The 24,487-nt window shown below is 32.1% G+C and carries 15 protein-coding genes; 4 read left to right on the forward strand and 11 right to left on the reverse strand.

The window, feature by feature from the left end; genetic code table 11:
• Positions 1-17: 17 nt before the first annotated feature.
• Genes queF through acnA form a run of 3 tightly spaced genes read right to left on the reverse strand, consistent with a single transcriptional unit; the run spans position 18 to position 3,851 of the window.
• A complete protein-coding gene (gene queF, locus AAGD36_RS03915) occupies positions 18-848 on the reverse strand; it encodes an NADPH-dependent 7-cyano-7-deazaguanine reductase QueF (RefSeq protein WP_341755022.1) in 831 nt (276 codons plus the stop codon).
• Complete coding sequence (locus AAGD36_RS03920; RefSeq protein WP_341748473.1) at positions 848-1,204, reverse strand: hypothetical protein; 357 nt, start codon at positions 1,202-1,204, stop codon at positions 848-850. Before AAGD36_RS03920 ends, queF begins: the two co-directional genes overlap by 1 nt.
• A complete protein-coding gene (gene acnA / locus AAGD36_RS03925) occupies positions 1,197-3,851 on the reverse strand; it encodes an aconitate hydratase AcnA (protein ID WP_341755023.1) in 2,655 nt (884 codons plus the stop codon). The genes AAGD36_RS03920 and acnA overlap by 8 nt, the downstream gene beginning before the upstream one ends.
• A 404-nt stretch (positions 3,852-4,255) precedes the next feature.
• Here acnA and ccmA point away from each other — a divergent pair, with 404 nt between their 5' ends.
• Positions 4,256-4,858, forward strand: coding sequence for a heme ABC exporter ATP-binding protein CcmA (ccmA, locus tag AAGD36_RS03930; RefSeq protein WP_341755024.1), 603 nt, complete (start codon positions 4,256-4,258; stop codon positions 4,856-4,858).
• A gap of 194 nt (positions 4,859-5,052) precedes the next feature.
• On the opposite strand, the gene AAGD36_RS03935 is transcribed toward ccmA, so the two are convergent.
• The 6 genes from AAGD36_RS03935 to AAGD36_RS03960 form a co-directional block, all read right to left on the reverse strand.
• Positions 5,053-6,585, reverse strand: a complete 1,533-nt coding sequence (locus AAGD36_RS03935) for an NTP/NDP exchange transporter (RefSeq protein ID WP_341755025.1) — start codon at positions 6,583-6,585, stop codon at positions 5,053-5,055.
• Between the two features lie 159 nt (positions 6,586-6,744).
• Positions 6,745-10,647 carry a hypothetical protein gene (locus AAGD36_RS03940; RefSeq protein WP_341755026.1) on the reverse strand — a complete coding sequence of 1,301 codons (3,903 nt, stop codon included), beginning with the start codon at positions 10,645-10,647 and terminating at the stop codon, positions 6,745-6,747.
• Between the two features lie 273 nt (positions 10,648-10,920).
• Positions 10,921-12,519 carry a transporter substrate-binding domain-containing protein gene (locus tag AAGD36_RS03945; protein ID WP_341755027.1) on the reverse strand — a complete coding sequence of 533 codons (1,599 nt, stop codon included), beginning with the start codon at positions 12,517-12,519 and terminating at the stop codon, positions 10,921-10,923.
• 26 nt (positions 12,520-12,545) lie between these two features.
• Positions 12,546-13,895, reverse strand: a complete 1,350-nt coding sequence (gene xseA / locus AAGD36_RS03950; protein ID WP_341755028.1) for an exodeoxyribonuclease VII large subunit — start codon at positions 13,893-13,895, stop codon at positions 12,546-12,548.
• Positions 13,896-14,163: 268 nt separating this feature from the next.
• Positions 14,164-17,253, reverse strand: a complete 3,090-nt coding sequence (locus AAGD36_RS03955) for a PD-(D/E)XK nuclease family protein (protein ID WP_341755029.1) — start codon at positions 17,251-17,253, stop codon at positions 14,164-14,166.
• A gap of 12 nt (positions 17,254-17,265) precedes the next feature.
• The gene (locus tag AAGD36_RS03960) at positions 17,266-17,682 is read right to left on the reverse strand and encodes a DedA family protein (protein WP_341755030.1); all 417 of its coding nucleotides are present in this window, start codon (positions 17,680-17,682) and stop codon (positions 17,266-17,268) included.
• Between the two features lie 134 nt (positions 17,683-17,816).
• On the opposite strand from AAGD36_RS03960, the gene AAGD36_RS03965 reads away from it, so the two are divergent.
• From AAGD36_RS03965 to polA, 3 genes are read left to right on the forward strand one after another with little or no spacing between them, the layout of a single operon-like run.
• Entirely contained in the window at positions 17,817-19,055 is a 1,239-nt protein-coding gene (locus AAGD36_RS03965) for an MFS transporter (protein WP_341755031.1), read from the forward strand.
• A gap of 21 nt (positions 19,056-19,076) precedes the next feature.
• Complete coding sequence (locus AAGD36_RS03970) at positions 19,077-19,295, forward strand: hypothetical protein (protein WP_341755032.1); 219 nt, start codon at positions 19,077-19,079, stop codon at positions 19,293-19,295.
• 7 nt (positions 19,296-19,302) lie between these two features.
• Positions 19,303-21,948 (forward strand): DNA polymerase I, encoded by a 2,646-nt coding sequence (gene polA, locus AAGD36_RS03975; RefSeq protein ID WP_341755033.1) that lies wholly within the window; start codon positions 19,303-19,305, stop codon positions 21,946-21,948.
• 109 nt (positions 21,949-22,057) lie between these two features.
• On the opposite strand, the gene AAGD36_RS03980 is transcribed toward polA, so the two are convergent.
• A complete protein-coding gene (locus tag AAGD36_RS03980; RefSeq protein WP_341747440.1) occupies positions 22,058-22,606 on the reverse strand; it encodes a DUF4410 domain-containing protein in 549 nt (182 codons plus the stop codon).
• 116 nt (positions 22,607-22,722) lie between these two features.
• On the reverse strand, positions 22,723-24,396 hold the full coding sequence (locus AAGD36_RS03985; protein WP_410521250.1) for a peptidoglycan D,D-transpeptidase FtsI family protein: 1,674 nt from the start codon (positions 24,394-24,396) through the stop codon (positions 22,723-22,725).
• Positions 24,397-24,487: the final 91 nt, after the last annotated feature.

Consider the following 24,487-nt stretch of genomic DNA (forward strand, 5'->3'; position numbering starts at 1 on the left):
ACTACCACTAAGCATTATTATTGACGAATATGTCTTATATTATTAAGTTTTGTAACCTCTAGGTTGCAATTGGAGCGTATAGGGTTAATATCTATGCCACCACGTCTTGTATATCTCGCATAAACAGTTAATTGATCGGGAGTACAAAACTTATTAATATCACAAAAAATACGCTCAACGCATTGTTCATGAAACTCATTATGATTACGGAATGATACTAAATATTTTAACAAAGAACTATGATCAATTTTCTTGCCTCTATAACTAATTTGTACTGATGCCCAATCTGGCTGGTTAGTAACTAAACAATTCGATTTTAGCAAGTGAGAATATAGCACCTCATCTACTATCTCCGTATTATCTTTCAACAATTTTGGCAAATTTTGGCTAACTTCAAAACTAGTAATTGTTACCTCTAATCTATCGAGATTTATGCCTGAAAAAGATTGCAGTCTAGTACCATCGTATGACTCTAAATCTTTTAGAGAAATCATCACAGCTGATTCAAATACTAAGCTTAAATCCTGGGTAATTAACTCTATTACTTGCTCTGAATTTTCAAACTTAGTGTTATTAAAAGAATTTAAGTAGAGCTTTAGTGATTTCGATTCTACAATATTAGGCGACTCACAACTTACCATGAACTCCAATATTTTTACTTCAGGTTTACCACTTGGGCTTAGCCAAGAAACTTCATAACAATTCCAAATGTCAAATCCATTAAACGGCAAAGAACCTACTATCTGTAAGCTATCTCTAGCAAATTTACGACTGATTGGGTGTAGTAAACTATTGTCATACAAATCTGCATATTTAGTTTGCTTTCCAAGTACGGTTTCAAGAAACATTATTTTATCCAGTAAGTCATATAGTTTGGATGTCCTGTATCATTCAACAAATATTTGAGACCTATAGCGATTCTTAATATAAACCAAACAAACAAGCATGCGTATAACACCGGACCAATTAGTATTATAGTGGTTATCATAGATATTATAATACCAATAAATCCTATACAAAAAGTACGTAATATAAAAGTGTAATGGCTAGCTAAAAGTCCATCTTTAATATCCTTATTAATATATGCAAAAACTGCTCCAATAATAGGTAATAACGGTGCAACTACTCCGCACAGAAATAATATATAAATTACTATAAGGTTTGTTTTCCCTGCATTTATATATTTCTTAATCTCCTTATCCATGTTCATCTCTTAAATTTTTAACTACTAGATGCATTATACTACCATGTTTTATATAGTCTATCTCATTATCTGTAAAAACTTGTAATATTACTTTGATAGTCTCAACTATACCACTTTTTCTCTTTATGATACAATTAAGTTGCTCATAAGGCGTTATTTCATTACTCAAGCCGGTAATGGTGACATACTCAGAACCATCAAGTTTCAAGTCATTTACAGTAGAAGAAGCAAGAGCAAGCGGTAAAACACCCATACCCACTAAATTTGATCTATGAATTCTTTCAAAACTTTCAGCAATTACTGCTTTTACTCCAAGTAAACTAGTACCTTTTGCTGCCCAGTCTCTTGATGAACCAGAGCCATATTCTTTACCTGCAAAAATTACTAAAGGCACAGAATGAGCTTTATAATCCATTGCAGCATCATAGATACTCTCTTGATTACCTAGTTGGTTTATAGTTACCCCTCCTTCAATTCCGGGACACATGGCATTTTTTATCCTATTATTGGCAAAAGTACCTCGCATCATTACTTCATGATTGCCACGCCGTGATCCATAAGAATTGAAATCGATAGGTAGAATGCCATGCTCAGTTAAATACTTAGCAGCAGGACTTGTTTTACTAATATTGCCGGCTGGAGATATATGATCAGTCGTAATAGAATTGCCAAAAATAGCTAATATTCTAGCAGATTCTATATTGTGCAAGTTACTAGATATATGTTCAATACCTTCAAAATAAGGAGGATTGTTGATATAAGTACTATCTTTACTCCAATTATAAGTATCAGTTTTAGTTACTTTAATATCTTGCCACTCTTTATCACCTAAAAATACTTCACTATATTTGTCTTTGAACATTTTAGAGTTAATAGATTGATCTATTAACTCTTTTATTTCTTGGTGGGTTGGCCAAATATCCTTAAGATATATATCCTTACCATTATGACCTTTACCTATCACGTCAGTTTCAAGATCAATGTTCATAGTACCTGCTAGGGCATAAGCAACGACTAAGGGAGGAGAAGCCAAATAACTAGCTATTGTTAAAGGGTGTACCCTTCCTTCAAAATTCCTGTTACCAGATAACACCGAAGCAACAACAAGATTGTTTCCGGCAATAGTTTCTTCTATTTCCTGCATAAGCGGACCGGAATTGCCTATACAAGTAGTACAACCATAGCCGACAAGATTAAAACCTAAATGATTTAGGTACTGGTCAAGTCCACTTTTTTTCAGATATTCCGTTACTACTTTTGAACCAGGGGCCAATGAAGTCTTAACCCACGGTTTTTTCATCAGCCCAAGTTCTACTGCTTTCTTAGCAAGCAAGCCTGCCCCAATCATCACAGTAGGATTCGAAGTATTTGTACAGCTTGTGATTGCAGCTATTACGACATCACCATGCCCTATACTATATTGTTCATCAACAGGGTACTTTTTATCAATATCAACATCACCTCTAGTTAGAGAAGGTAGTTCAGTTTTAAAATTACTAGCAGCATTTTTTAGGTTAACCCTATCTTGCGGACGTCTTGGCCCAGCTAAGGAAGGTTCTAAAGTAGATAAATCCAGTTCTAATATATCAGTATATTCTGGAGTAATCATTGGTTCATGCCATAATGACTGTAGCTTAGCATATTGCTCTACTAGCTTTATTCTATTTTGATCTCTAGCTGTAAAATTAAGGTATTTTATAGTCTCATTATCAATAGGGAAGAACCCACAAGTAGCACCATACTCAGGAGCCATATTTGATATAGTTGCCCTATCTGCCAATGTCAGCGAATCTAGCCCATCTCCATAAAATTCAACAAATTTGCCAACGACATTTTTCTTTCTTAGCATTTGAGTAACTGTTAGCACCAAATCTGTAGCAGTAATCATTCCCTTTAAAGAGCCAGTTAACTTAAAGCCAATTACCTCTGGTAAAATCATTGATAAAGGTTGACCGAGCATTGCCGCCTCAGCCTCAATTCCCCCAACTCCCCAACCAAGAACTGCTAAACCATTAATCATCGTAGTATGACTATCTGTGCCAACTAATGTATCCGGATAAGCGAAAGTTACACCATTTTGTTGTTTGCTCCACACAACATTGGCTAAATATTCCAAATTAACTTGATGACAGATTCCTGTTCCTGGAGGTACTACTCTAAAATTATCAAATGCTTCTTGCCCCCATTTCAAAAATTCATAACGCTCTAGATTCCGTGCTACTTCCATTTTGACATTCTTAGCAAACGCATCACTTGTTCCATAATAATCAACTTGTACAGAATGATCTATAACAAGGTCAACCGGGATCAGAGGATTAATCTTTAATGGATTACCCCCTAGTTTTTTTATAGCATCACGCATAACAGCCAAATCAACAATAGCAGGAACTCCGGTAAAATCCTGCATTAGTACCCTAGCCGGCATAAACGGTATCTCAGCGTCAGATTTTCTAGCCTTAAGCCATTCTTTAAATAGTAACAAGTTTTTTTTATTACCAGTTAGACGAAGGACATTTTCAAATAATATCCTTAAGCTATAAGGTAGACGCTTTAACTCAAGATTAATATCACTTGCCGCTTTATTTATATCAAAAATTTTATAAAGATTATCTCCTACAGATATTTCTTTAAGATAATCAGGATTCATTCCCGTTCCTCCAATTTTTTTAATTATTAGGGTTTACGCGAATTTGGTATAAGAATTTGTCAATTCTTATACCAAATTCGGTGAAATTATCGAAACAATCAGATTTGAGACGACTCTGCATCTGATTGTTAAATTAATATTTTGCTAAAAACATGATTTTAATCTTTTAAAATCATGTTTTTAGCTTTAGAAAGGTTTAAAATGCATTTGCAAAACCGCTTTAAGAATGCATTTTTCCTTATATTAAAGGCAATTCGGGATAAGGATTAACTAATTCTTATCCCGAATTGGCATACTTTGAGTATACACTTAAAAATACCTACCACTAAGCCTTTCATTTAACTTAACTTGAAAAAATAAATATTTGAAGTAAATTATATAAAAAATTTCTTAGAATCGTATAAATGCTGTCATTTGAACAACTCACTCTTATTATAGACGAAAAAACTATCTTCACTAATATTAGTATGACTTTTTTACCATCATCTATAGTTTATTTACAGGGAGCAAATGGTTGCGGGAAGACTTCACTACTTAGAATTGTAGCTAATATACAAAATCCAACAAGTGGCAATGTTTTGTATAGATCATTGAACTGTAAATATTTAAAGAAACCTTATTGTAATTATATTGGACATAATCTTGGATTAAAATCCCAAATAACTGTATTAGAGCATCTAAAATTTTGGTCTACAATTTATGATTCCCTTGAAGCTTTAGAATCTTCGATATACTATTTCAAGTTACATAATATTTTGCATGAGAAATGTTACAAGCTGTCTGCTGGTAACCAAAAGAAAATTGCCTTAGCAAAACTCATTGCTTGCCAGTCAAATTTATGGCTATTAGATGAAGTAGAAGCAAACCTAGATCAAGAAAACAAAGAATTACTATATAACTTGATTATTTTGAAAGCAAATAATGGTGGAGTTATTGTGGGCACCTCCCACTCTAATATAGATATTAAGACAGCACAAATAATCAATTTTAAGGATTATAATTGTTAGACCTTAGTAACCTTAATTCGATATAAGAATTATTAATTCTTATATCGAATTGGCTTCTTATAATGAAAAATGCATTCTTGAAGCGGCTGGCACGAATGCATTTTAATCTATTACCGCTAATAATTAACAATCAGGTGGGCAGACGCTTCAAACCTGATTGTTTCTATATATATCACTGAATTCGATGTAACAAGTTACATCGAATTCAGGTTTAGTAAGTTTTTGTAATATCGATTTAAGACTTTTACACCCAAAATCCAAGCTACACAAACAACAAGAAAAACAACCATCAAAAAACCAGCTAGATCGTTATGTACAGCATTTGGGAAAATACTGAAAGAGACGAATTGAATAATTGCTCCAGAAGATTTTCCTACTTTGTATCCAAGTACATCTACTGCTGCCTTTCCCTTAGTTTTCATTTCATTATCAAGAGGTATATATACCATTTCTTTAGTAGAATCAAACAATGAATATTTTACGCTTTTCCCTAAAACATGCCACAAACCACCTACAAAAACAATTATCATTAATGGAGAAAAATAACTAAGACCAGTCATAATTGCCAATAAAGGTTTTTCTAGTACAACAAAGGTAAAAAACATCATACCTGATAACAGTGTTACGATAGGGGTGATCACTGCTCCCCAAAACCAACCACAAACCCTAACTAAACTACTACCTAGAAAAGCACAAATTAAAGTAAGTACTCCTGTCCAAAAAAATACCTCACCAGTGTAAGATATAAATGCTTGGGTACTAGGGTATAATTGCTTGGTTTTAGACATCCATAATCCTTCAATTAGGTTGATTGTCATGGAATATGAAATCATTAATACACAAATAATTCCTAAATATTTAGATGTAAAAATTATTTTGCTGCTGTCAACTAACCCCAATTTTAGTATATCGGTTCTTTTATTTTTGAATCTAATATTTTTAGTAGTTTCTATAATTTTCAATTCAACAAATCTATGCAAGATTAAACAAATTAGACCGGAAATTATAATGATTAGCATAAACGATTTAAGGAGAATTTCTGTTTTGTCGTTAAGATGGGAAAATAGAGGTAACAAAAAATGTTCACCTTTGGCAAAATATATAATTATACTGCCAGATATTAGTAAGTTAGTTTGACCAAATAAGGAAAAAAACGTATAAAATCTTGGAGCTTCTTCAATACTGGTAATCTTATTAGCAAGTTGCCAGTATAATAGTGTAAATACAATTACTGGCCACAACTCCCCCATTATATAAAATAACACAATACTCCATTTTCCCCAAATGATGATAAACCATTTTAAATGTGGAAGTACGGTAACATAATATTCTATTACTTCAGGATCTGGATGAAGATATTCCCGGTATGGAAACAACACAAAACCAAATAATATGAAGAATCCCAAGAAAAAAGATACTACTATCCTAAACACTTGCTCAGTTGTCATAATATTACAAAGTTTGGAGTAAAGAATGACAAATAAGACACCCATAGGCATCTCACCCCAAAGTTTTATAAAGCTTAAAACTTCCGTACTAATTAATGTTACTACCAAGCTATCTTTGATACTACGTACTAGATTTTGGTTAAGGAGAATACAAAACATTAGTAAAGCCATAGGTATAAACTTTACTAATTCGTTAGATCTAATAGGCCAAACAACGTGTCTAAATTTACTATTTCTAGCCCTATTCCACATATTGCAAGAAGAATTTACTGCATCCATTTAATACCCATGCTCATTTCCAAGCAACCTAAACTATAAAAAAAACCATGTCAAGTAGTTTTATAATTTAATACTCGATAATCAAGTTTTTTTATATCCCGCTACCTACGCAGGGATACCCTAGGCTATTAAACCAATGTCTTACATCGATACTTGAGGTTATATTACGCTTCCAGTAATTGCTGTTTGTTTAGACTTGGGAGATGGCAAATGTTTTATATCGCTGTTAGATGTCCTATTTGGCACAACATGTTTAGATACACTATCCTTTATATCATTAATGACCATTTCACTATTCTTGCTTTTAGTACTCTTTGCCACATAACTAGTTGCTTCTTGACCTATTTTTCTAGCCTCACTTTGAACATCTTTTTTATGTTCAGGTAATTTCGTCCTCTCGTCAAAACTAACCTGATCAAACGTAGCTTTACTAATTGTCTTGCTCTTAGAGTCTTCTGAAGTAAATTGTGCCTCAGTCAAATCCGTGCCTTTCATAGAAATATCTTTAAATGTTAGCCCACTTATATCGCCAACAATTTTAACATTATCTAAAGTTATTTTATTATTTGCATGATTTTTATTATATTGATTAATTGCAGGCAAAAGAGTTTTTAAAGATTTTGCATCAATAGTTGTCCCTTCGAAACTAATTTTATCTTTAAAAATAGCTCCTTTAAAAGAACAATTGCTAATTTCGCTATTTTGAAAAGAACGTTCTTTAAATATCGCCTTATCAAAATTAAACCCATTAACTATAACATTTTTAGTAGGTATCGGATTTTCTTTGTCAAAAACAAAACCTCTGAAATCTTTACTTATTAGAGAATATTCTACAGTTTTTGAGATTGTACCAATATCAGTGGCATCAGCTTGTTGTTGCAGTAACTCACCTAAATCAAGTTTCTGTCCATCTATTTGCTGAGAACTCTGTTGAGAATCTTTATCAGAAAAACTAAAATGAACTTTGCCTAAAGATTCACTCCATTTTTGTCTACGTGTTCTCAATGAGGTAAAACTTCTTTGTATTAGGAATCTAGCCCCTTCAACTAATGTGTCTGATACTATTCCTATTAATTTCTTGTCAGATAACAATTTGAATATCCCGAACATACCCATGTTATAATTACCAATCTTAAATTGTTCGGCTATCTTTGTTAAATCTGGTATCTTGTTGCTAGCTAATTCAATAATTTCCTGACCTTTTACTTTTAAATTCCTACCCACAACTGTTGTATTGAGAAATTCATCAACTACAGCACCAAATCGCTCAGCATTCTCGCCAAGAAACTTTGGAATATCTTTATCAATTATTTTCCTCACATCTGCATTTTTTGGTTTATTTATAAAATCTAAAATAGAATCTGCTACTGTAACAGCTTGAGCAACTTTCTCTTCTTCAGGACTATTTACTAGGTCTTGAATTTTAGTAATAATAGTTGTTACCCCCTCTTTATCTTTTAAAGTAGCATTAACCAAATCAGTTGCTATTGGTAATATTTGTGGAACAGTATCAATAGCTAACTCAGCCATCTTTAATACCAGCTCAGGTTTAACTCCAGCGGGATCTAGGCTAGCTTTAATCTCTTTTTGCTCAGTTACATTCTTTGTAACTGCTAAAATAGTAGTTTTATTTTGTTGTAAATAAGCAGGGATGTTCTTAGTTAATAGAGGAGTAATATTTTGAGCAACCCTACCTACATCATCAATTATATTAGACAAAATTCCTAGCGAACCCTCATTACTAGCTTCATTTTGGTACTTAGCTAAATTACTATTAATTCTAACTAGCTCTGGCACTGTACTAAGACCATCTGACACTATATCGACAATTAATGGTACTGTAGCATCTATCAATTCTTGTGGTACAGCATATCTTGCAATTTGAGGATTATTATTGCTAATATTATTAACTATAGCCTTGATAGTTTCTATATTTTCTCTAAGTAAGTTTGGCAAATCCTCCTTTATATTTTGCTGGATATCTGCATTTTCAAGTAGTCCTATAAATTGTTTAATTACTCTTCCTGTAGCTTGATCTTTTAACTCAATATCGCTAGTGTCTTGAGTTATTGTTTGTATATCTTGATAAAGTTCCTTTATTTGTTCTAGACTTACCGCTTTCATGGTATTTTGTAGCACATCAATAGCTATAGGAATTACCTTCCCATAAAATTCAGGGTTTACATTAGCTAGAATTGGAATAATAGGTGATGCTACTACTTTATAAATATCCTCTTTTTCTAAATTTTGAGTATTGCTTTGAGCCAAAGATTTAGCATTACTCTTTAGTGTTTCAAGTAATTTTGGCAGAACTTGAACAGCAATATTGGCAATCTCTGTTTTATTTTTTGCTAAAACATCTGGCAATTTTTCCTTTAATGTTGTTAAGGTTGCATCTTGTAACAAAATATTAGGTAACTGTTTAATAATAGCAAGTTTTTTAGCTCCACCTTGTTTATCTAGGTGACTTACTTCCGAAATAGTTTTAGCCTCTTGCACTTTATCATCAGTATCATTCAATATAACTGGCTTTAAAGCTTCATATATATTACTAACCCCTTCATGGTCTGCTAAAACGTTACCAATAAGTTCTGAAAGTACAGGTACTATTTTTGGTAATAATTCTTTTCCTATTCCCAAGCTACTAAGCGTTCCCTGCAATTCTGTATTGGATTCAATGATTATTTGCGATGCTTTTGCTATATTTTCTCCATCATTAATTAAGAATTTAGATAGTATATCATTTTTTATAAGTACACTAATATCTATTTTATCTAATATTGTACCAAGTAAATCTTTTTTTACTTGAGGGTCGTCAGATAAAGCTCTATCAGCAGTTAGCTGCACAATTTCTATAATATTTTCAGGGGTTTTAAGTATCTCAACAACGATATTTTTGACAATAGGTAATAATTGACTGTTTATATATTTTTCATCAAAACCAGCTTTCTTTAATTCTTGTAATAAAATAGCCCTATCATACTTGGCTTGTAGAGATTTTAAAGAATCAATTTTTTCTTCTAATTCTTTAATTTTAGATTCTTTTCTTATTGTAGACGATTTTAGCTCTTGTAATTCTTTGTCTAGTTCCGGTAATTTCTGTATATCATCTTTTTTAGAGTTAAAATCTTTTTGTATCTCATCTATTTTCCCCAACTCTTTTAATGCAATCTTGGTAAGAATTGGAGCAAGATTTTCCACTAATCCATTAATTATTTCAACATTTTGAGTAAGAAATGTTTTTGTATCAGGATCTTGTAACAATTTTATAAAGAAAGGAAGGTTAGATGGATCATATTTTTCTTCACCATTTAATATTTTCTGTAATTTCTCTATTTCCTTAGCATAAAACCCTCCTGAAGTTATAACGCCAACAGTTGTTTTAGCATGACTTACTGCGAATTGTATACCCTCTATGGCAGCTTTAAATGCCTGACCTTTACCAATACCTTTTTCTTTTGTTCTAGGCTCTGCTAAAGGAGATAATATTTTCTCTAAACGAGTTTGATCTTTTAAAATATCGCTACATATTTTAAAAAATTTTTCTTTTTCTTCTTGATAGGAAAGTTCTCGCTTTTGCTGTTGCTTTATCTCCTTTTTTTCTTGCTTTTTCTGTTGCTCTTCTTGCTTTTGTTCCTGTTTTGTCTCCTTTACTGCTTGCTGTTTGTCATGTGAGTTAACTAACTTGTTATAATCCTCTATCTCTTTGTTGCATGCATTAAGTTTTTCTTCCCATGACTTCACTTGTTCTCTTGTCTTTTTTTCTTGAGGTTTTTGCCTTGCTAATTCAATTAACTCTTTATACTTAGTAATTTCTGCTAATAAATTCGCTTGCCTTTGCTCAACTAATTTTTTATATTCCTCTATTTTTTTTATCTTTTTTTCTATTTTTGCTGATTGTTTGGCAATTTTTTCTTTATCTTTGAGGTTCTTTATATCTAATACTTCTTTTTCTTTTTTATAAATATTTTCTTGTAGATTTTTCAAAGTATGATTAGCCGATTTAAAAACTTGCTTAACGGCTTTAGTAAAAATTGATACCTTATCATTTGTTTTACTCATATCTAATTCTCCTTTATTTATAGTTAACCTAAGAAGGTTTTAGCCATATGTTAATCTTAGCTTAACCTGAATTTGATATAACAAGTTACATCGAATCAGGTTATTTTAGACCCCACTACCCTAGGCGATGCACACAAAATTAGTAAGATTTATACAACTTTTAGTTAAACGTCATTGCGAGAAACCGCTTTAGTGGCGACGCGGCAATCCAAATTACTTATTATATTTTTGTGGATTGCTTCGTCGGCTCATGCCTCCTTGCAATGATGGTTTTTAACTTTCAATAGTTGTACTCCCATTATCCGAACGAAAAGTTAAGTTTGGAATATTATAGTAGTGAACTAAAAACCTACTGACAAAAGCACCTGCAATTACCGTAATCATAGAGTATTTTATTGTATTATAATTAGGATTATAAGCATAAACATCTAATAATATACTAAAAATTCCACCCCATAATATGAATATTTCAAAATTAACTTCTCTAGGTATATACTCCATATTCTTGTCATGCTTACAAATTAAATTCCGCAATATTATACCAGCACTAGAAGTCAAACACGCAAAACATGGTCCCCAAAACTCTAACGGTTCAATTCTTTGTACAATTACGGTTACAACGCCAATTATCATAAAGGATGCCTGCCCTAAAGAATCACAAATAACAAGAGTATTACTCCATATTTTTTGGATAAAACTATCCTCATATAACTGCTTATTATAATAAGCTAGGAGTTTAACGGTAAAGAAGCCAATAAGTACCGTTATAAAAACACGGAAAGTATAATATGGAGTCAAAACAAGATTTATATTATAACCATGGTGTACTATTATAATATCGAGTAAAATACATCCTAATAGAGACGGTAACATTGCTAATACAAAAGTACCAAACAACGTGGCATTTGTTTTAGAGGATATAGTGATAGCAGAAATCGCGAATGCTATACTCCCGATAACCCCAATAATATAACACCATTCTGAATCAATAGATTTTGGCAATAAAATATGATATATATAGCTTTTAACGATTTTTTTATATTCATCGCTATCGACAAATTCTTTTATTGAATCGTTAAACCGTGCAACTATGTTAGGAGTTACAGTTTTCTTACTGAACATTAAATGTACAGGGGTTTTAATACCAGTAGGGATTTCTTCTATTTGATATTTTTTAATATAGTTTAATGAAAGAGCTACCCCTGAAATTCTGTCAGCAAGAAACCCGTCAATTTCATTACTTAGCAGCCCATTAAATAACTCTAGATTACTTCCATATTTAATGATAATATCGTTATTACTCACCTGATTTAGGTAGTCAGTCGTTCTTGCATCACCATAAACAGCTTTTTTAATTATACCAAGACGGAAATTTAGTAAACGTATCTGAGCTAAAAATTCATTTATATTACTAAAACTCAAATGTTTTTTTGCTGAACGTAAAGTAAATAAGGAAATTTCTTCAAATCGATATGGAAGAGAAAAATTGGCAAAGTCTGCTCTCTCAGCAGTATAAGTAGCTCCCGCCACCATATCACTGTCACCATGCCCTATATTTGATATTGCTCGCTCCCACACAGAATCAGCATATTGTACGCCAATGCTAATTTTGCTACTAATACTATTAATTAATTCAATATCTAAGCCAGTAACACAATAGTGACCATTTTTAGCTATATGACTAAATTGGTAGGGTTCTAGTGGATACCAATCAACAAGCAGATTATCTTTATCAGACATTTCTTCAGTACATTGAGTAAAATATTTGTCCTGAATATTAGATAGTTGATTACTACTATCCTCAGGATTAGCAAAGGTAAAAAAGTTTTGCACAATAATAATAATCGGTATGATACTTTTAAGTACTTGCATTTTGCATTAGTTCTCCTAATTAAGGTCTATTCCAAGTTTTTGCAGCATACATTAATATCACCGTCAAAGAACTTAATATTAAATTCTTGTTTTTTGCTTGCAACAACTTTTGATGTTATAAATTCTCCATTTTCTGATTTAATTACCGCAAAGCCACGTTTTAGTACAGTTTTATAATCTAGACTTGTAAGTAGCAAATTATTTAAATTTAATTGATGCTCATAATTTTTTAACTTAGTGCTAATAGATTTTAGCATATAATTAGATTGATGCACTAATTCCAACGACTGATAATTAACTATTTTTAGAGGATTTAATATTTCTATATTAAGTGAGTCAAGTTTTGCCACTTTAAATCTGAGTAGGTTAGGCAAAGAATCTGTTAATCTAAAACTGAGTTCATCAAGAAGTTGTTGATTATAGTCTATATAAGTAGTTATACTCCTAAAAATGTCAGTATTAGAGTTAACTGCTTGCTGTTCATATTTAACTAGCTGATTAATACGACTGCATAATGCATCATAATACGAACTGATTGTATAATGTAAATTAGAAAGCACAGGTACAGCAAATTCAGCTGCAGCAGTTGGTGTGGGGGCTCGCCTGTCAGCTACTAAATCGATTAAAGTATTATCCACTTCATGTCCAACTGCAGAAATAATAGGAATAGCTGAATTAAATACGCTCCGTACTACTACCTCTTCATTGAAAGCCCACAGATCTTCTATAGACCCCCCTCCCCTTGCAACAATTATAACATCAGGTTTTATATCTTTATCTAATTCATTAAATCCTGAAATAGCACTAGCAATTTCACTTGCAGCATTTTCGCCTTGAACAACAACTGGCCATATTAGTATATGAGATGGACAACGGTCATTAATACGGTGTATAATGTCCTTAATTACCGCCCCAGTCATTGATGTAACCACCCCAATCTTATTAGGCAGAAAAGGTAGTGGCTTTTTTTGTTTATTGAATATACCTTCTTTTTCTAATCTCTCTTGCCGCTCCTTGAGAATTTGCATGATAGCACCAAGACCTGCAGGTTCAAGGACTTCTACCGATAGCTGATATCGTGAATTTCCTGCATACCCAGAAAGCTTACCTCTAGCTACCACTTCCATACCATCAATTGGTACAAACTTAATTTTTGCTAGTACAGGACGCCAACAAGTACAGGCTAGAATAGCTGTATTTTCTTTAAGATTAAAGTAACCATGACCAGAAGTTGCTATCTTAAGACCAGAAATTTCTCCCTTTACTCTAATATAACCAAAATTATTCTCTAGCAACTCCTTGATCTTACTAGAAATTTCAGTAACTGAAAATTCCTGATCTACTAGATTAGTAATAAAACTATCTTCTTCTAACATAATGATACACTGATTTGGATAGTGGGTTTTGAAAATGATTTTATATAAGCATTTTAAACTAATAAATTCAAGAACAAATAGACAATTAGTGTATTATAACCTCAAATATTGATGTAAGACATCGGTTTAATAGCCTAGGTTATGCCATAACTGCGAAAGTTAAAACCCGTCATTGCAAGACCACATGAGCGTAGTGGCAATCCACATTAATTAGATTGCTTAGTCGCTACTAAAAGTAGCTTCTTGCAATGACGCCGAGCTATTTTCTTCATAAATCTCTCCTTGCCAAATGTGCATAGTCGTCATACTTTAGTAAATCAATATCATATGGAAAGTTTTTATTCGTTACATAATATTCTAGCACTCGCATCATCCCCTGTTTATGACGATCTAAGTCTTCTTTCGTTAAGTCTATTTCCAAAGTTTGGATTATTGGCTTCGAGCTAGAAATTTTTACATAAGTAACCTGTTTAACGCTATGAACTTTCATAGCAAAACCACCTTCCTGTAACATTAAGGCTTCAATGATTAACTGCGGAGATAATCCAGCTTCTACATCTTTTTTACTCGGTAAGCTACCAGTCTTATAATCGATAATGACAGCTGCCCCAAGCTTATCTACCTCAATTCTATCAGCAACTCCAATTATTGTTAATTCTTGCCCTCCAATATTTAACAAAATTTCTCCTCTACATTCTGAATAAATATATTGGAAATCACTTCTGCGTTTTTCATCAAACTCAATAAAAGACTCAGCAATAGGAATAAATTTTATTTGCCAAATTTTTTGTGTATAGGCTGGCAGAATAGTATTCTGTAAAATATTATTACTAATTTCCAATATTAATCCAACTTTGTTATTTTCTAACTTATCATAATTTTTAGAATATTGTTCTAAGACCTTATGAACAAAACTACCAAATTCAGATATTTTAGGCTCCTGCCCTATCATATCCTTGCTTCTCAAATTCAAAATCTTCTTAGCATAGAAACTATAAGGATTCCGTACCAACATTTCTATATCAGTAACTGAGATTATCTCAGGAAAAATTGGACTACTAACGTAACTAAGTAAATTAACGTCATTGCGAGGAACTGTTTTAGCAGCAAAGAAGCAATCTAGGTTAGTATAAGTTTCCTTGGATTGCTTTGTCGATTCTACGACCTCCTCGCAATGAGGATTAGAGTTTATTTCCCCTACGATTTTTAAATCATCCTGTAAATTGGAACTAATATTAATAGGATTAGTTATAATTGACTCAACCATATGTACATTATTTTGTACATCCACTAGACTTACTGCATAAGTCAATCTAGTTGGTGATTTTGTCGTCGAAACTCGCCTCCGCTCCTCACGTACGTCTGTGTACGCTGCGGTGCTCGGCCTCGTTTCTCCTAAAAATCCCTCAACTATCTTTGATTTATGCAGCAAGTCTACTAAGTCACTTTCTGATAAATATGTTAAATAATTTTCTGAAATCAAACTTTTCTGTAAAATAAATTGCAATTTTAATAATAAATTTGATGGTAACAAACCATCTTTACTACCTTGCCTTTTTGCTCTAGTAATGATCACTTGAGCATTATGCAGAAATAAATAGAAATAATATTGATCCATGGTAGAGTCAGTAACAATATGTAATTTTTTAAGCGTCTGCTCATTAATCCACTGATTCACAGCTGATGACGAAGCTAAGCTCCCTTGATTAAAGTCGGCTAAAATTACTAGGTCAAATTTAAGTAACATTAAATCTTCAGCTTTACCAATAATTATATTTTTAGAATAATTATTATGTGCAAAATACTTACAACTAAACATTAAAGATTTAAGTAACTCTGGAAAGCATTTTTTATTATTTAATGTTAGACTACAATTATTTTTTATTAAGCTAGATAGAAAAGTTGATAGCTCAGCAGCCGGCTGTTCATACCAAATATTTGGATAAAGTTTTTCAGCAATCTTAATCGAGGATTTTAATATTTTAACAAAACTACTAGCATCCAAACTACTAATACTATTTGTATAGAGTAAGTTTATTAGTTTCTTACACCAATTTATTAACGCATCATCATTGGTTTTTTCTACTAAAGACAGCATCTGACTAGGTTGCCGTATGAAACGGTTCTTACCGCTCATTAATAGTTCTAATTTTGCTACTAATTTACAATTAATAAAAGGATTCTTTAATAGTAAGAATAACTTTTTTATATCAAAATCATTACATAATATTTCACTAACAGAAATTATTAGAGAACTAACTAGCGTTTTTGTTAAATTATCACCTAGTAAATCTTGGAATTCTAAGGAATATTTGGTCAAAGAATTACAGTAAAAATCTTTGGTTGTTTGATTATTAACAATAATAGCTATCTTCTTATCACTATACTGTTTACAGATCAGGCTTATTTGTTCTGCTTCTTGAAAAATATCCTCAAGCTCAAAATATTTTACTAGACCAATGTCATCCCTATTTCCTTCAATGTTTAAATGTTCCTGCTTAGCAAGTGTTAAATCTTTATCTTCAAAAATTATCTGATCTAGAATAGAATGATGTTGTTGTTCCTGACCTAAAGGCTGAAAATCTGATAAATCTTTATTTAGAATTGTCAGTAATTTTTTTAGGCTATATAAATAATCTTCTTCAGGATTATCATATTCTAATAGAGGTCTATTACTAATAGGCGGTAAAATTATAAAACCACATGGTGAATTAGCAACATTCTTTAAGAAATTCCATGATATAAGATTGTGACCTATGATACCCGCTACTATTAAATTGGTATCAGCTCTTTTCAACCGTGCTATCTCTGCTTCCATCATAGTTATTTGATAATTTACACGATCTAGCAATCCTAACAATTCTATCTGTTTTTTCCATTGCTGATGAGTATATTTAAGAAATTCATAAATAACATTCCAATGTTTTGATGGATTCAGTTTTTCTATTTCATTTACAGAATCTATCGATAAATTATTACAAGCTAGCTGATAAAACAACTCAGCTATTGTTGAACAAAACTGTAAAGATTGTGTTGTACTGAATTGTAGCTTAGGGTAATTATGGATGATTTCTGCTAATATAATTCTCTCTTGCAAAAACGTTATAGGTTCTAGATTTTCTGATGTAATACCAAATATTTCCTCACCTTCAGCCATAATATTGGAAAAAGGGATAATATGCGGTAAAATCGCAATATTTTGCTTCTTAATCAAAATATTTTGTAAATTTAAACAAGCAAAGCCACTCGGCAATATAATTTTAAGATTGCTAATAGATTCTTTAGCAAAATTATCTAGAATAAAATCAGCTACTATATCCAAAAACGATGAAGACGGATTGACTCTATAAAGGTTCATTAAATTCCCTCATTATATCATACAAATATAATAACATAACTTGACAACACCACTAATAGCTAAAACTCTTAAAAATCTTGTTTTAGTAAAACCGGCAATTAAAGGAATAAATTTGCCCCATAACGGTATTATCGTAAACCAAAGTATAAATATGTTATATTTTAAAAAAAATTGGGAAAATGATTGGTGGTTAGTATGAACCTGTTCATTTTTAGAATAATAAAAAATTTTTAATAAGATCAAACCAAAGAAATAATTTATACTAGTAGCAAATAATGAAGCAATGGTAGCGACAGTAACTATTATTAAATTATTATAAACACCAAATACCCTCATAGAGTGAACGATTAATTCACTATCTAAACTTACAACTAAATTACCTATTAAACTATCAATAAATAATAACGAATATGCCTCAAACTGACCCATAATTCAAACTGGTTTATAAAAATAATAGGTTTGACAAAATATTATCGATACTATAATTTGCTACCTTAAAATACAACATAATTATAATTTAAATTTTCCTGTGAATAAAGCTTTATCCTTAAAAAAAACCACTTTTGCTATGGTCTCTTGCCACCCTGTTTTTTGCTTTTCAATTTATATTAAGACTCTCAACTGGAATTCTTAGAGAAGAAATTATACAAAAATTTGCCATTGATACCATAGCATTTGGCACGTTTGCTGGATATTATTATCTAGGTTATGCAGGAATGCAATTACCAATTGGTATAATGCTAGATAAATTTAATTTTAGGATTGTCACATTCTTATCTATCTTAGTTACCTCTCTTGGTACTCTAACTTTTGTTGCTAGCACTGATTTTAATTACTTACTCATTGGTAGATTTATGATTGGAGCTGGTTCTGCTGTAGGTTTTTTATCAGTAGCTAAGATTACTAGAAGCTCTTTCCCAACTAAATATCATTCCTTAATGCTTGGCTTCTCCTTTACCTTTGGCTTACTTGGAGCAGTATTTGGCATTACTCCAATGAAGCTATTATTTACACATTTTGGTTATGACGTAACTTTTAATAGTCTAGCTCTAGTTGGATTTATCATTGGACTAATGATTTTATTAGTAAAAACTGATGATATAAGAAGTAATTCTAATACTAGCGATTCTGAATCTTCAATATTGAAACTATTATTAAACCCTACTATTTTATTTATTGGAGTTTGTGGTGGTCTAATGGTAGGAACATTAGAAGGTTTTGCTGACGTATGGGCTATTCCATTCTTCAAACAAGTTTATCAAATGAATGATATGGAAAGTAACTTGGTTACCTCATTCGTTTATATAGGCATGTGTTTTGGTGGTCCAATACTTGCACTTATTGCTAATTTATCAAAATCATCTAACTTTATAATAATAATGACTGGATTGCTAACGATAGCAATTTTTAGTATCCTATTATATTGTCCTTCATTAAATTTCTTTATTAGTAGTACTCTAATGTTTTTATTAGGAGTTTTTTGTTGTTATCAAGTTCTAATTTTTACTGTTGTAGGTAACCTTGTTACAGATAAATCTGCTGGACTTGCTATTGCGATAGTCAATTGCATTAATATGTCATTCGGACATTTTTTCCATAAAATTATGAGTAATTTAATATCTTACAACTGGGATGGTCTAGTAAATGAATCATCTGTACCTATTTATAGTCGCTTTGATTTTATTATGGCAATTGCTATAGTTCCAATTTGTTGCCTTGTCGGAATCATCGGCTTTTACTATTTGTCCAAAAAGTCAAAAACTCAAATATCAATCTATAGACCTGTGGAAAAGACTGTTTAAGCTTAAATAGTAATATTAGACTTGCTGCATAAATCAAAGATAGTTGAGGGATTTTTAGGAGAAACGAAGCCGGCTACCTTCGCGTACACAGACGTACGTGAGGAGCGGAGGCGAGTTTCGACGACAAAATCACCAACTAGATTGACTTATGCAGTAAGTTTATTTTATAAAATATTACTATTTAAGCTTAGTGTACATTATAATTGTTGTATACTACATAAACATAACCATTTGCCCTAATAACAAAATGACCAACGAAACAATTAACAAAAATACTTTATTACTAATTGATGGTTACGGATTTGTCTTCAGAGCATACCATGTTCAGCCACCATTAACTTCTCCGAATGGCTTAGCTGTTGGAGCATTGTATGGTTTTACCTCCATGTTGTTAAAGCTATTGAACGATTTTAAGCCAAAGCATGCTGTCATTATTCTTGATTCCGGTGGTAAGAATTTTCGTCACCAAATTTATGAGCAATATAAAGCAAATAGACCTCCTACACCAAAGGACTTGAATGATCAATTACCACTCATTCGCCTAGCTGCTGGTAGCCTAAATTTCCCAATAATTGAGAGAACCGGTTATGAAGCAGATGATATAATCGCAACTTTAGCCCATAAAGCCTCTGCATTACAACAGAATACTATCATTATTTCTTCTGATAAGGATTTAATGCAGTTAATTAATTCGCATACTAAAATGTATGACCCCATAAAAGCAAAATATATTTCCGAAGATAACGTGATAGAAAAATTTGGTGTAGAACCAAATAAGCTCAGGGAAGTAATGGCTTTGATTGGGGATAAGTCAGATAATATACCAGGTGTTCCAAGCATTGGTCCTAAAACTGCTGCAACACTTATAAAACAGTTTGGTTCGTTAGCAGAACTTTTAAATTCTCTTGATCAAATCAGTAACGATCGCCAAAGGGAAATCATTAACTCCTCAAAGGATCTAGCATTAATTTCCTGGCAACTAGTTGGTTTAGATTATAATGTTGATATCGATTTAGACTTTAGTGTATTGCAATATACTCCACCTGATAGTAAGCAAATCTCTGATTTTCTAGCAGAGTATGGTTTTAAATCTCTAAACAAACGAGTGGAAAATTTATTTCAAATACAAATTACCAATGAATCCTTGGCTATTAAGCAAATCATAGTTCAGGAGATATCTTCTAAACAACAACTTGATTCTATGATGATTAAAGCTGAAGAGCATGGGGTCATCAGTATTTATCTATCAGATCATCTAGGACAAAATCCTTCCATAATTTTATCTATTGATGATAAGTGCTACAACATTAAGTTTACAGCTAGAACCCCTAGCGATATGTCTGATTTACTTTCTGATGATTCTTGCCAAAATTATCTGCATCAGTGGTTTATGGCTGATATTCTTCAATTGCTAAAAAACAAATCTATTAAGAAGATCACTTATAAACTTAAATCATTATTAAAATTCTTTGTCGATAGTGAGGTATACTCATGTGAGGATCTTGAACTGATGCAATATCTGATTTCTGCTGGCAAACCTCAGAAAAATCCATTTGATGGAGTACAGAAGGATAGCTTGGAAAGTGTAGCAGAAGTGGTTAGCAACTTCAGTACTGATTATCAAAAACTATTGTTAGAGTTAAAGGATAATCATGCCTTAGCACTATACAAAGAAATTGATTTACCTTTATGCTATATAATAGATAAAATGGAGAAAGCTGGGATTAAAATCGATTCACAGTATCTTAAACAGCTATCAAGTGAATTTGGTAATGAAATTACTAAATTAGAGCAGGAAATTTTTACCATTACTGGTACAAAGTTTAACATTGCCTCGCCAAAGCAACTGGGAGAAATTTTGTTTGAGAAAATGCAACTACCCTTTGGTAAATTGTCATCAAAAGCTAAGTCTTATTCTACTAGTGCAGAAATACTTGAAAAAATTAGCGAGAGTGGTTTTGCTATTGCCGATTTATTATTAAAATGGCGTCATTTAACTAAATTAAAAAATACTTATACGGATAGCTTACCCCTGCAAGTAAATCCAATAACTAATAGGGTACATACCACATTTTTACAAACTTCAACTAGCACTGGTAGGCTTAGTTCTCAAGATCCGAACTTACAGAATGTGCCAGTTCGCTCGAAAGAAGGCAACAAAATCAGAGCAGCTTTTATTGCAGAATATGGGCATAAATTAATTTCAGCTGACTATTCACAAATTGAACTCCGAATCTTAAGTAGCATGGCAGATATACCCTCCTTAAAGCAAGCTTTCGTTAATGGTGAGGATATACATAGTAAAACGGCTTGTAATATATTTAAAATTACTGAAAAAGATTTAACACTAGAACATAGGCGTAAAGCAAAAGCCATAAATTTTGGTATTATTTATGGTATCAGTAGCTTTGGACTGGCAAAACAGTTAAATATTAGCTCTTCACAAGCAGCAGAATATATAAAAAAATATTTTGAAGAATATCCAGAAATTCAAAAATATATGGAATATATAAAAAACTATGCCAAGGAACATGGTTATGTCCTAAACCTATTCGGACGGAAATGTTTTGTTCCCTTAATCCATGATAAGAAACACTCCCTACAGCAATTTGCCGAAAGGGCAGCAATCAATGCTCCAATTCAAGGAACTAGTGCAGACATCATAAAAGTGGCAATGATTGATCTTGACCGTAAAATACGGAAATTAAAATTAAGAACCAAGCTAATTCTACAAATCCATGACGAGTTACTTTTTGAGTCTCCTATTGATGAAATAGAAGTAGCTACTCACCTAATCAAAACCACTATGGAGAATTCACCTAAATTAGCCATTCCACTTATTGTTGAAACCAAGGTAGGAGATAATTGGCTAAATACATATATCCTCAACTAACTGCACAAATTATTAAAACAACTTTTGAATTTGAAGAAGACTAAGGAAACACACGAAATATGGAAGGTCAAGTAGCCTAGGATTAATCCTAGACTACCATTTTTTTGCCTTATTTCTTCTTTTTCTTAGCAATTTCACACTCACAAGCGATGTTAGAAGCAACAGAATTCATATGTGATTTAACATCTTGAGAACCAGCGATTACCCCTCCTAGTGCCCAACTCATTTTATTAGCATCTATGCTACCTAACAATTTTTTTGTCTCGTTATCTTTTATATTAATTTTTGCGTTAAAGTGAGAGCTACCAACACCAAAACCAATTAGTGTACGCATAACAGCATTACCCTCAGAATACTTAGTTATTTTCCCATCAATAAGTATAGCCCTATCTGTAGAGTCAACATTCCGTTGAACTTTGTCGAATAATTTTTTAGATTTAATTGAACTTGCTATCATATCGGCAAATCTCTTACCTTCTGATATAACATGTGGATTATTAGAAGATTTGCTAGTACCATCCTTAAAATCATTAATAATTATGTAATCATAATTACTAATATCCACCCGACTCTCTGATGGTTGTGCGTTACGTATACTTGATGTACTACCACAAGATGATAGAATTATTGTTAAAATTAAAAAGATAATATTTTTCATAATTCCTCAATATAATTTAATATATAAAGTATATATTAACAAAAGATATTTAGCAAAGAAAAAATATCATCAGTTGGAATATGGTTTAGATAATTGACACTATTGTAGGAAAAATATTATAACCCCTCTCCTTTTTCAACTGGCTCTATTCCATATAGTGCTACCATTCGCTCAAGAACTCTTCCAACAGCAGGAGCTGCAGTCCAGCCAGCAGTAGCAAAGCCAAAGGATTCTTTTGTTCCTTTTGGTTCATCAAACATTATAAAAATAATATATTGCGGATCAATGGCTGGTAATAAACCTAAAAATGATGACATTCTGCTATTTTTAAGATATTTTTTCTTGCTATGCCCATCTGAAGTTAATTTTTCAGCAGTACCAGTTTTACCACCGACAAGATATCCTTTAACATCGGCTCTACGTCCTGTCCCTTCTTTTACCACCAAACGAAATAACTCACTCATTTGTTTAGAGGTTTTCTCACTAAAAACACGCGTGCCAACAAGACGCTCATCGTGCCTTTTGATTAAAGTCAGATCATATAATATCCCTCCATTTACTATTGGCAATACTGCTTGCATAAAGTGTAAAGGGCTAATTGAAATGCCATAACCATAGGCCATAACAGCAGTAGTAAGATCACTCCACCTCTTGTCAGATGGAAACAAAGGAGTACCTCTCTCTGGTAACTCAATTTTAAGCTGATCTAGTAAACCTAATTTCTTTAAATAGTTTTTAAAATCATTCTTTCCAACTTCAAGCATAATTTGGCTAACACCAATATTCGACGAATGCAAGAAAATTTCTGGAACACTGTGCCACCCTTGCCTTGGATGATAATCTTTGATATTAAACCCCCCTACCTTCATATAGCTAATATCATAAGCATCATTCATTGCTATAGCATCAGTATCAAAAGCTACGGCCATAGTCAAAGTTTTAAATACAGACCCCATCTCATAGATACCAAGACTTGCCATATTAAATAGCTCTTCTGGCTTTGCTCTACTCGGATAATGTGGGTTAAAATCCGGCTTACTAACAATAGCTAAAATCTCACCATTATTAGGGTTGACAATTATTCCTACTGCTCCTATTGCACTAAACTCCTTTAACGTCCTATCTATTTCTTCACTTAGAATATTTTGTAATCTTACGTCTATAGATAGTTCAAGAGGTTTTTTAAGTTGATCCGGCTGTATAAAGTCAGAATTAGTTAGAAACTTATCATAGGTTTTTTCTAATCCAGCAAGACCAACCAAATCCCTACCCACATATCCTATAATATGTGATAATAAATTGGAAAAAGTATAGATTCTTTTTTGTTCTTGTTCAAAACTAAAACCTGGCATTCCCAAATTTGATATCGCTTCTTGCTCTTTTGGCAATAAATCCCTTTTGATCCATACAAAACTTTTGTTACTTTGTAACTCTGCAAGTAACTTCATTTTATCAATCTCAGGCAAGATATTGGATAATCTTTCTAAACATTGCGAAGGATTAATTACTTTCTGTGGATTAGCAAACAATGAGGAGGAAGGTAAATTGACTGCTAATAAGTTACCATTACGATCTACTATCTCTTTCCTAAAGTCACTATTTTTTACTTGGTATTCTAGCTTAACATAGCCATTGGTCGCAACAATTATTAAGCGATATAATAAACCACAAAAAAATATAGCAAAACAACAGCTAACTATTAATAATCTGATTTTGGTATTGTTAGCACCTACATCCCATAAAATAATACTACTAAAATTTCTTTTCATTTTAGTTAGAATATTTTTTATAAATGCTAATAAAAATATATTATTATCCATCTACATACTGCTGCTAATTGCTTACTAGTATGTCATTCTGCAAAAGTAGCGGATATATAAT

It is taken from the genome of Candidatus Tisiphia endosymbiont of Ptychoptera albimana (assembly GCF_964026605.1).
Classification (GTDB): Bacteria; Pseudomonadota; Alphaproteobacteria; order Rickettsiales; family Rickettsiaceae; genus Tisiphia.

Coding starts and splice junctions, on each gene's coding strand:
- queF (WP_341755022.1), bottom strand. CDS start 848: ATGTTTCTTGAAACCGTACTTGGAAAGCAAACTAAATATGCAGATTTG.
- AAGD36_RS03920 (WP_341748473.1), bottom strand. CDS start 1,204: ATGGATAAGGAGATTAAGAAATATATAAATGCAGGGAAAACAAACCTT.
- acnA (WP_341755023.1), bottom strand. CDS start 3,851: ATGAATCCTGATTATCTTAAAGAAATATCTGTAGGAGATAATCTTTAT.
- ccmA (WP_341755024.1), top strand. CDS start 4,256: ATGCTGTCATTTGAACAACTCACTCTTATTATAGACGAAAAAACTATC.
- AAGD36_RS03935 (WP_341755025.1), bottom strand. CDS start 6,585: ATGGATGCAGTAAATTCTTCTTGCAATATGTGGAATAGGGCTAGAAAT.
- AAGD36_RS03940 (WP_341755026.1), bottom strand. CDS start 10,647: ATGAGTAAAACAAATGATAAGGTATCAATTTTTACTAAAGCCGTTAAG.
- AAGD36_RS03945 (WP_341755027.1), bottom strand. CDS start 12,519: ATGCAAGTACTTAAAAGTATCATACCGATTATTATTATTGTGCAAAAC.
- xseA (WP_341755028.1), bottom strand. CDS start 13,895: ATGTTAGAAGAAGATAGTTTTATTACTAATCTAGTAGATCAGGAATTT.
- AAGD36_RS03955 (WP_341755029.1), bottom strand. CDS start 17,253: ATGAACCTTTATAGAGTCAATCCGTCTTCATCGTTTTTGGATATAGTA.
- AAGD36_RS03960 (WP_341755030.1), bottom strand. CDS start 17,682: ATGGGTCAGTTTGAGGCATATTCGTTATTATTTATTGATAGTTTAATA.
- polA (WP_341755033.1), top strand. CDS start 19,303: ATGACCAACGAAACAATTAACAAAAATACTTTATTACTAATTGATGGT.
- AAGD36_RS03980 (WP_341747440.1), bottom strand. CDS start 22,606: ATGAAAAATATTATCTTTTTAATTTTAACAATAATTCTATCATCTTGT.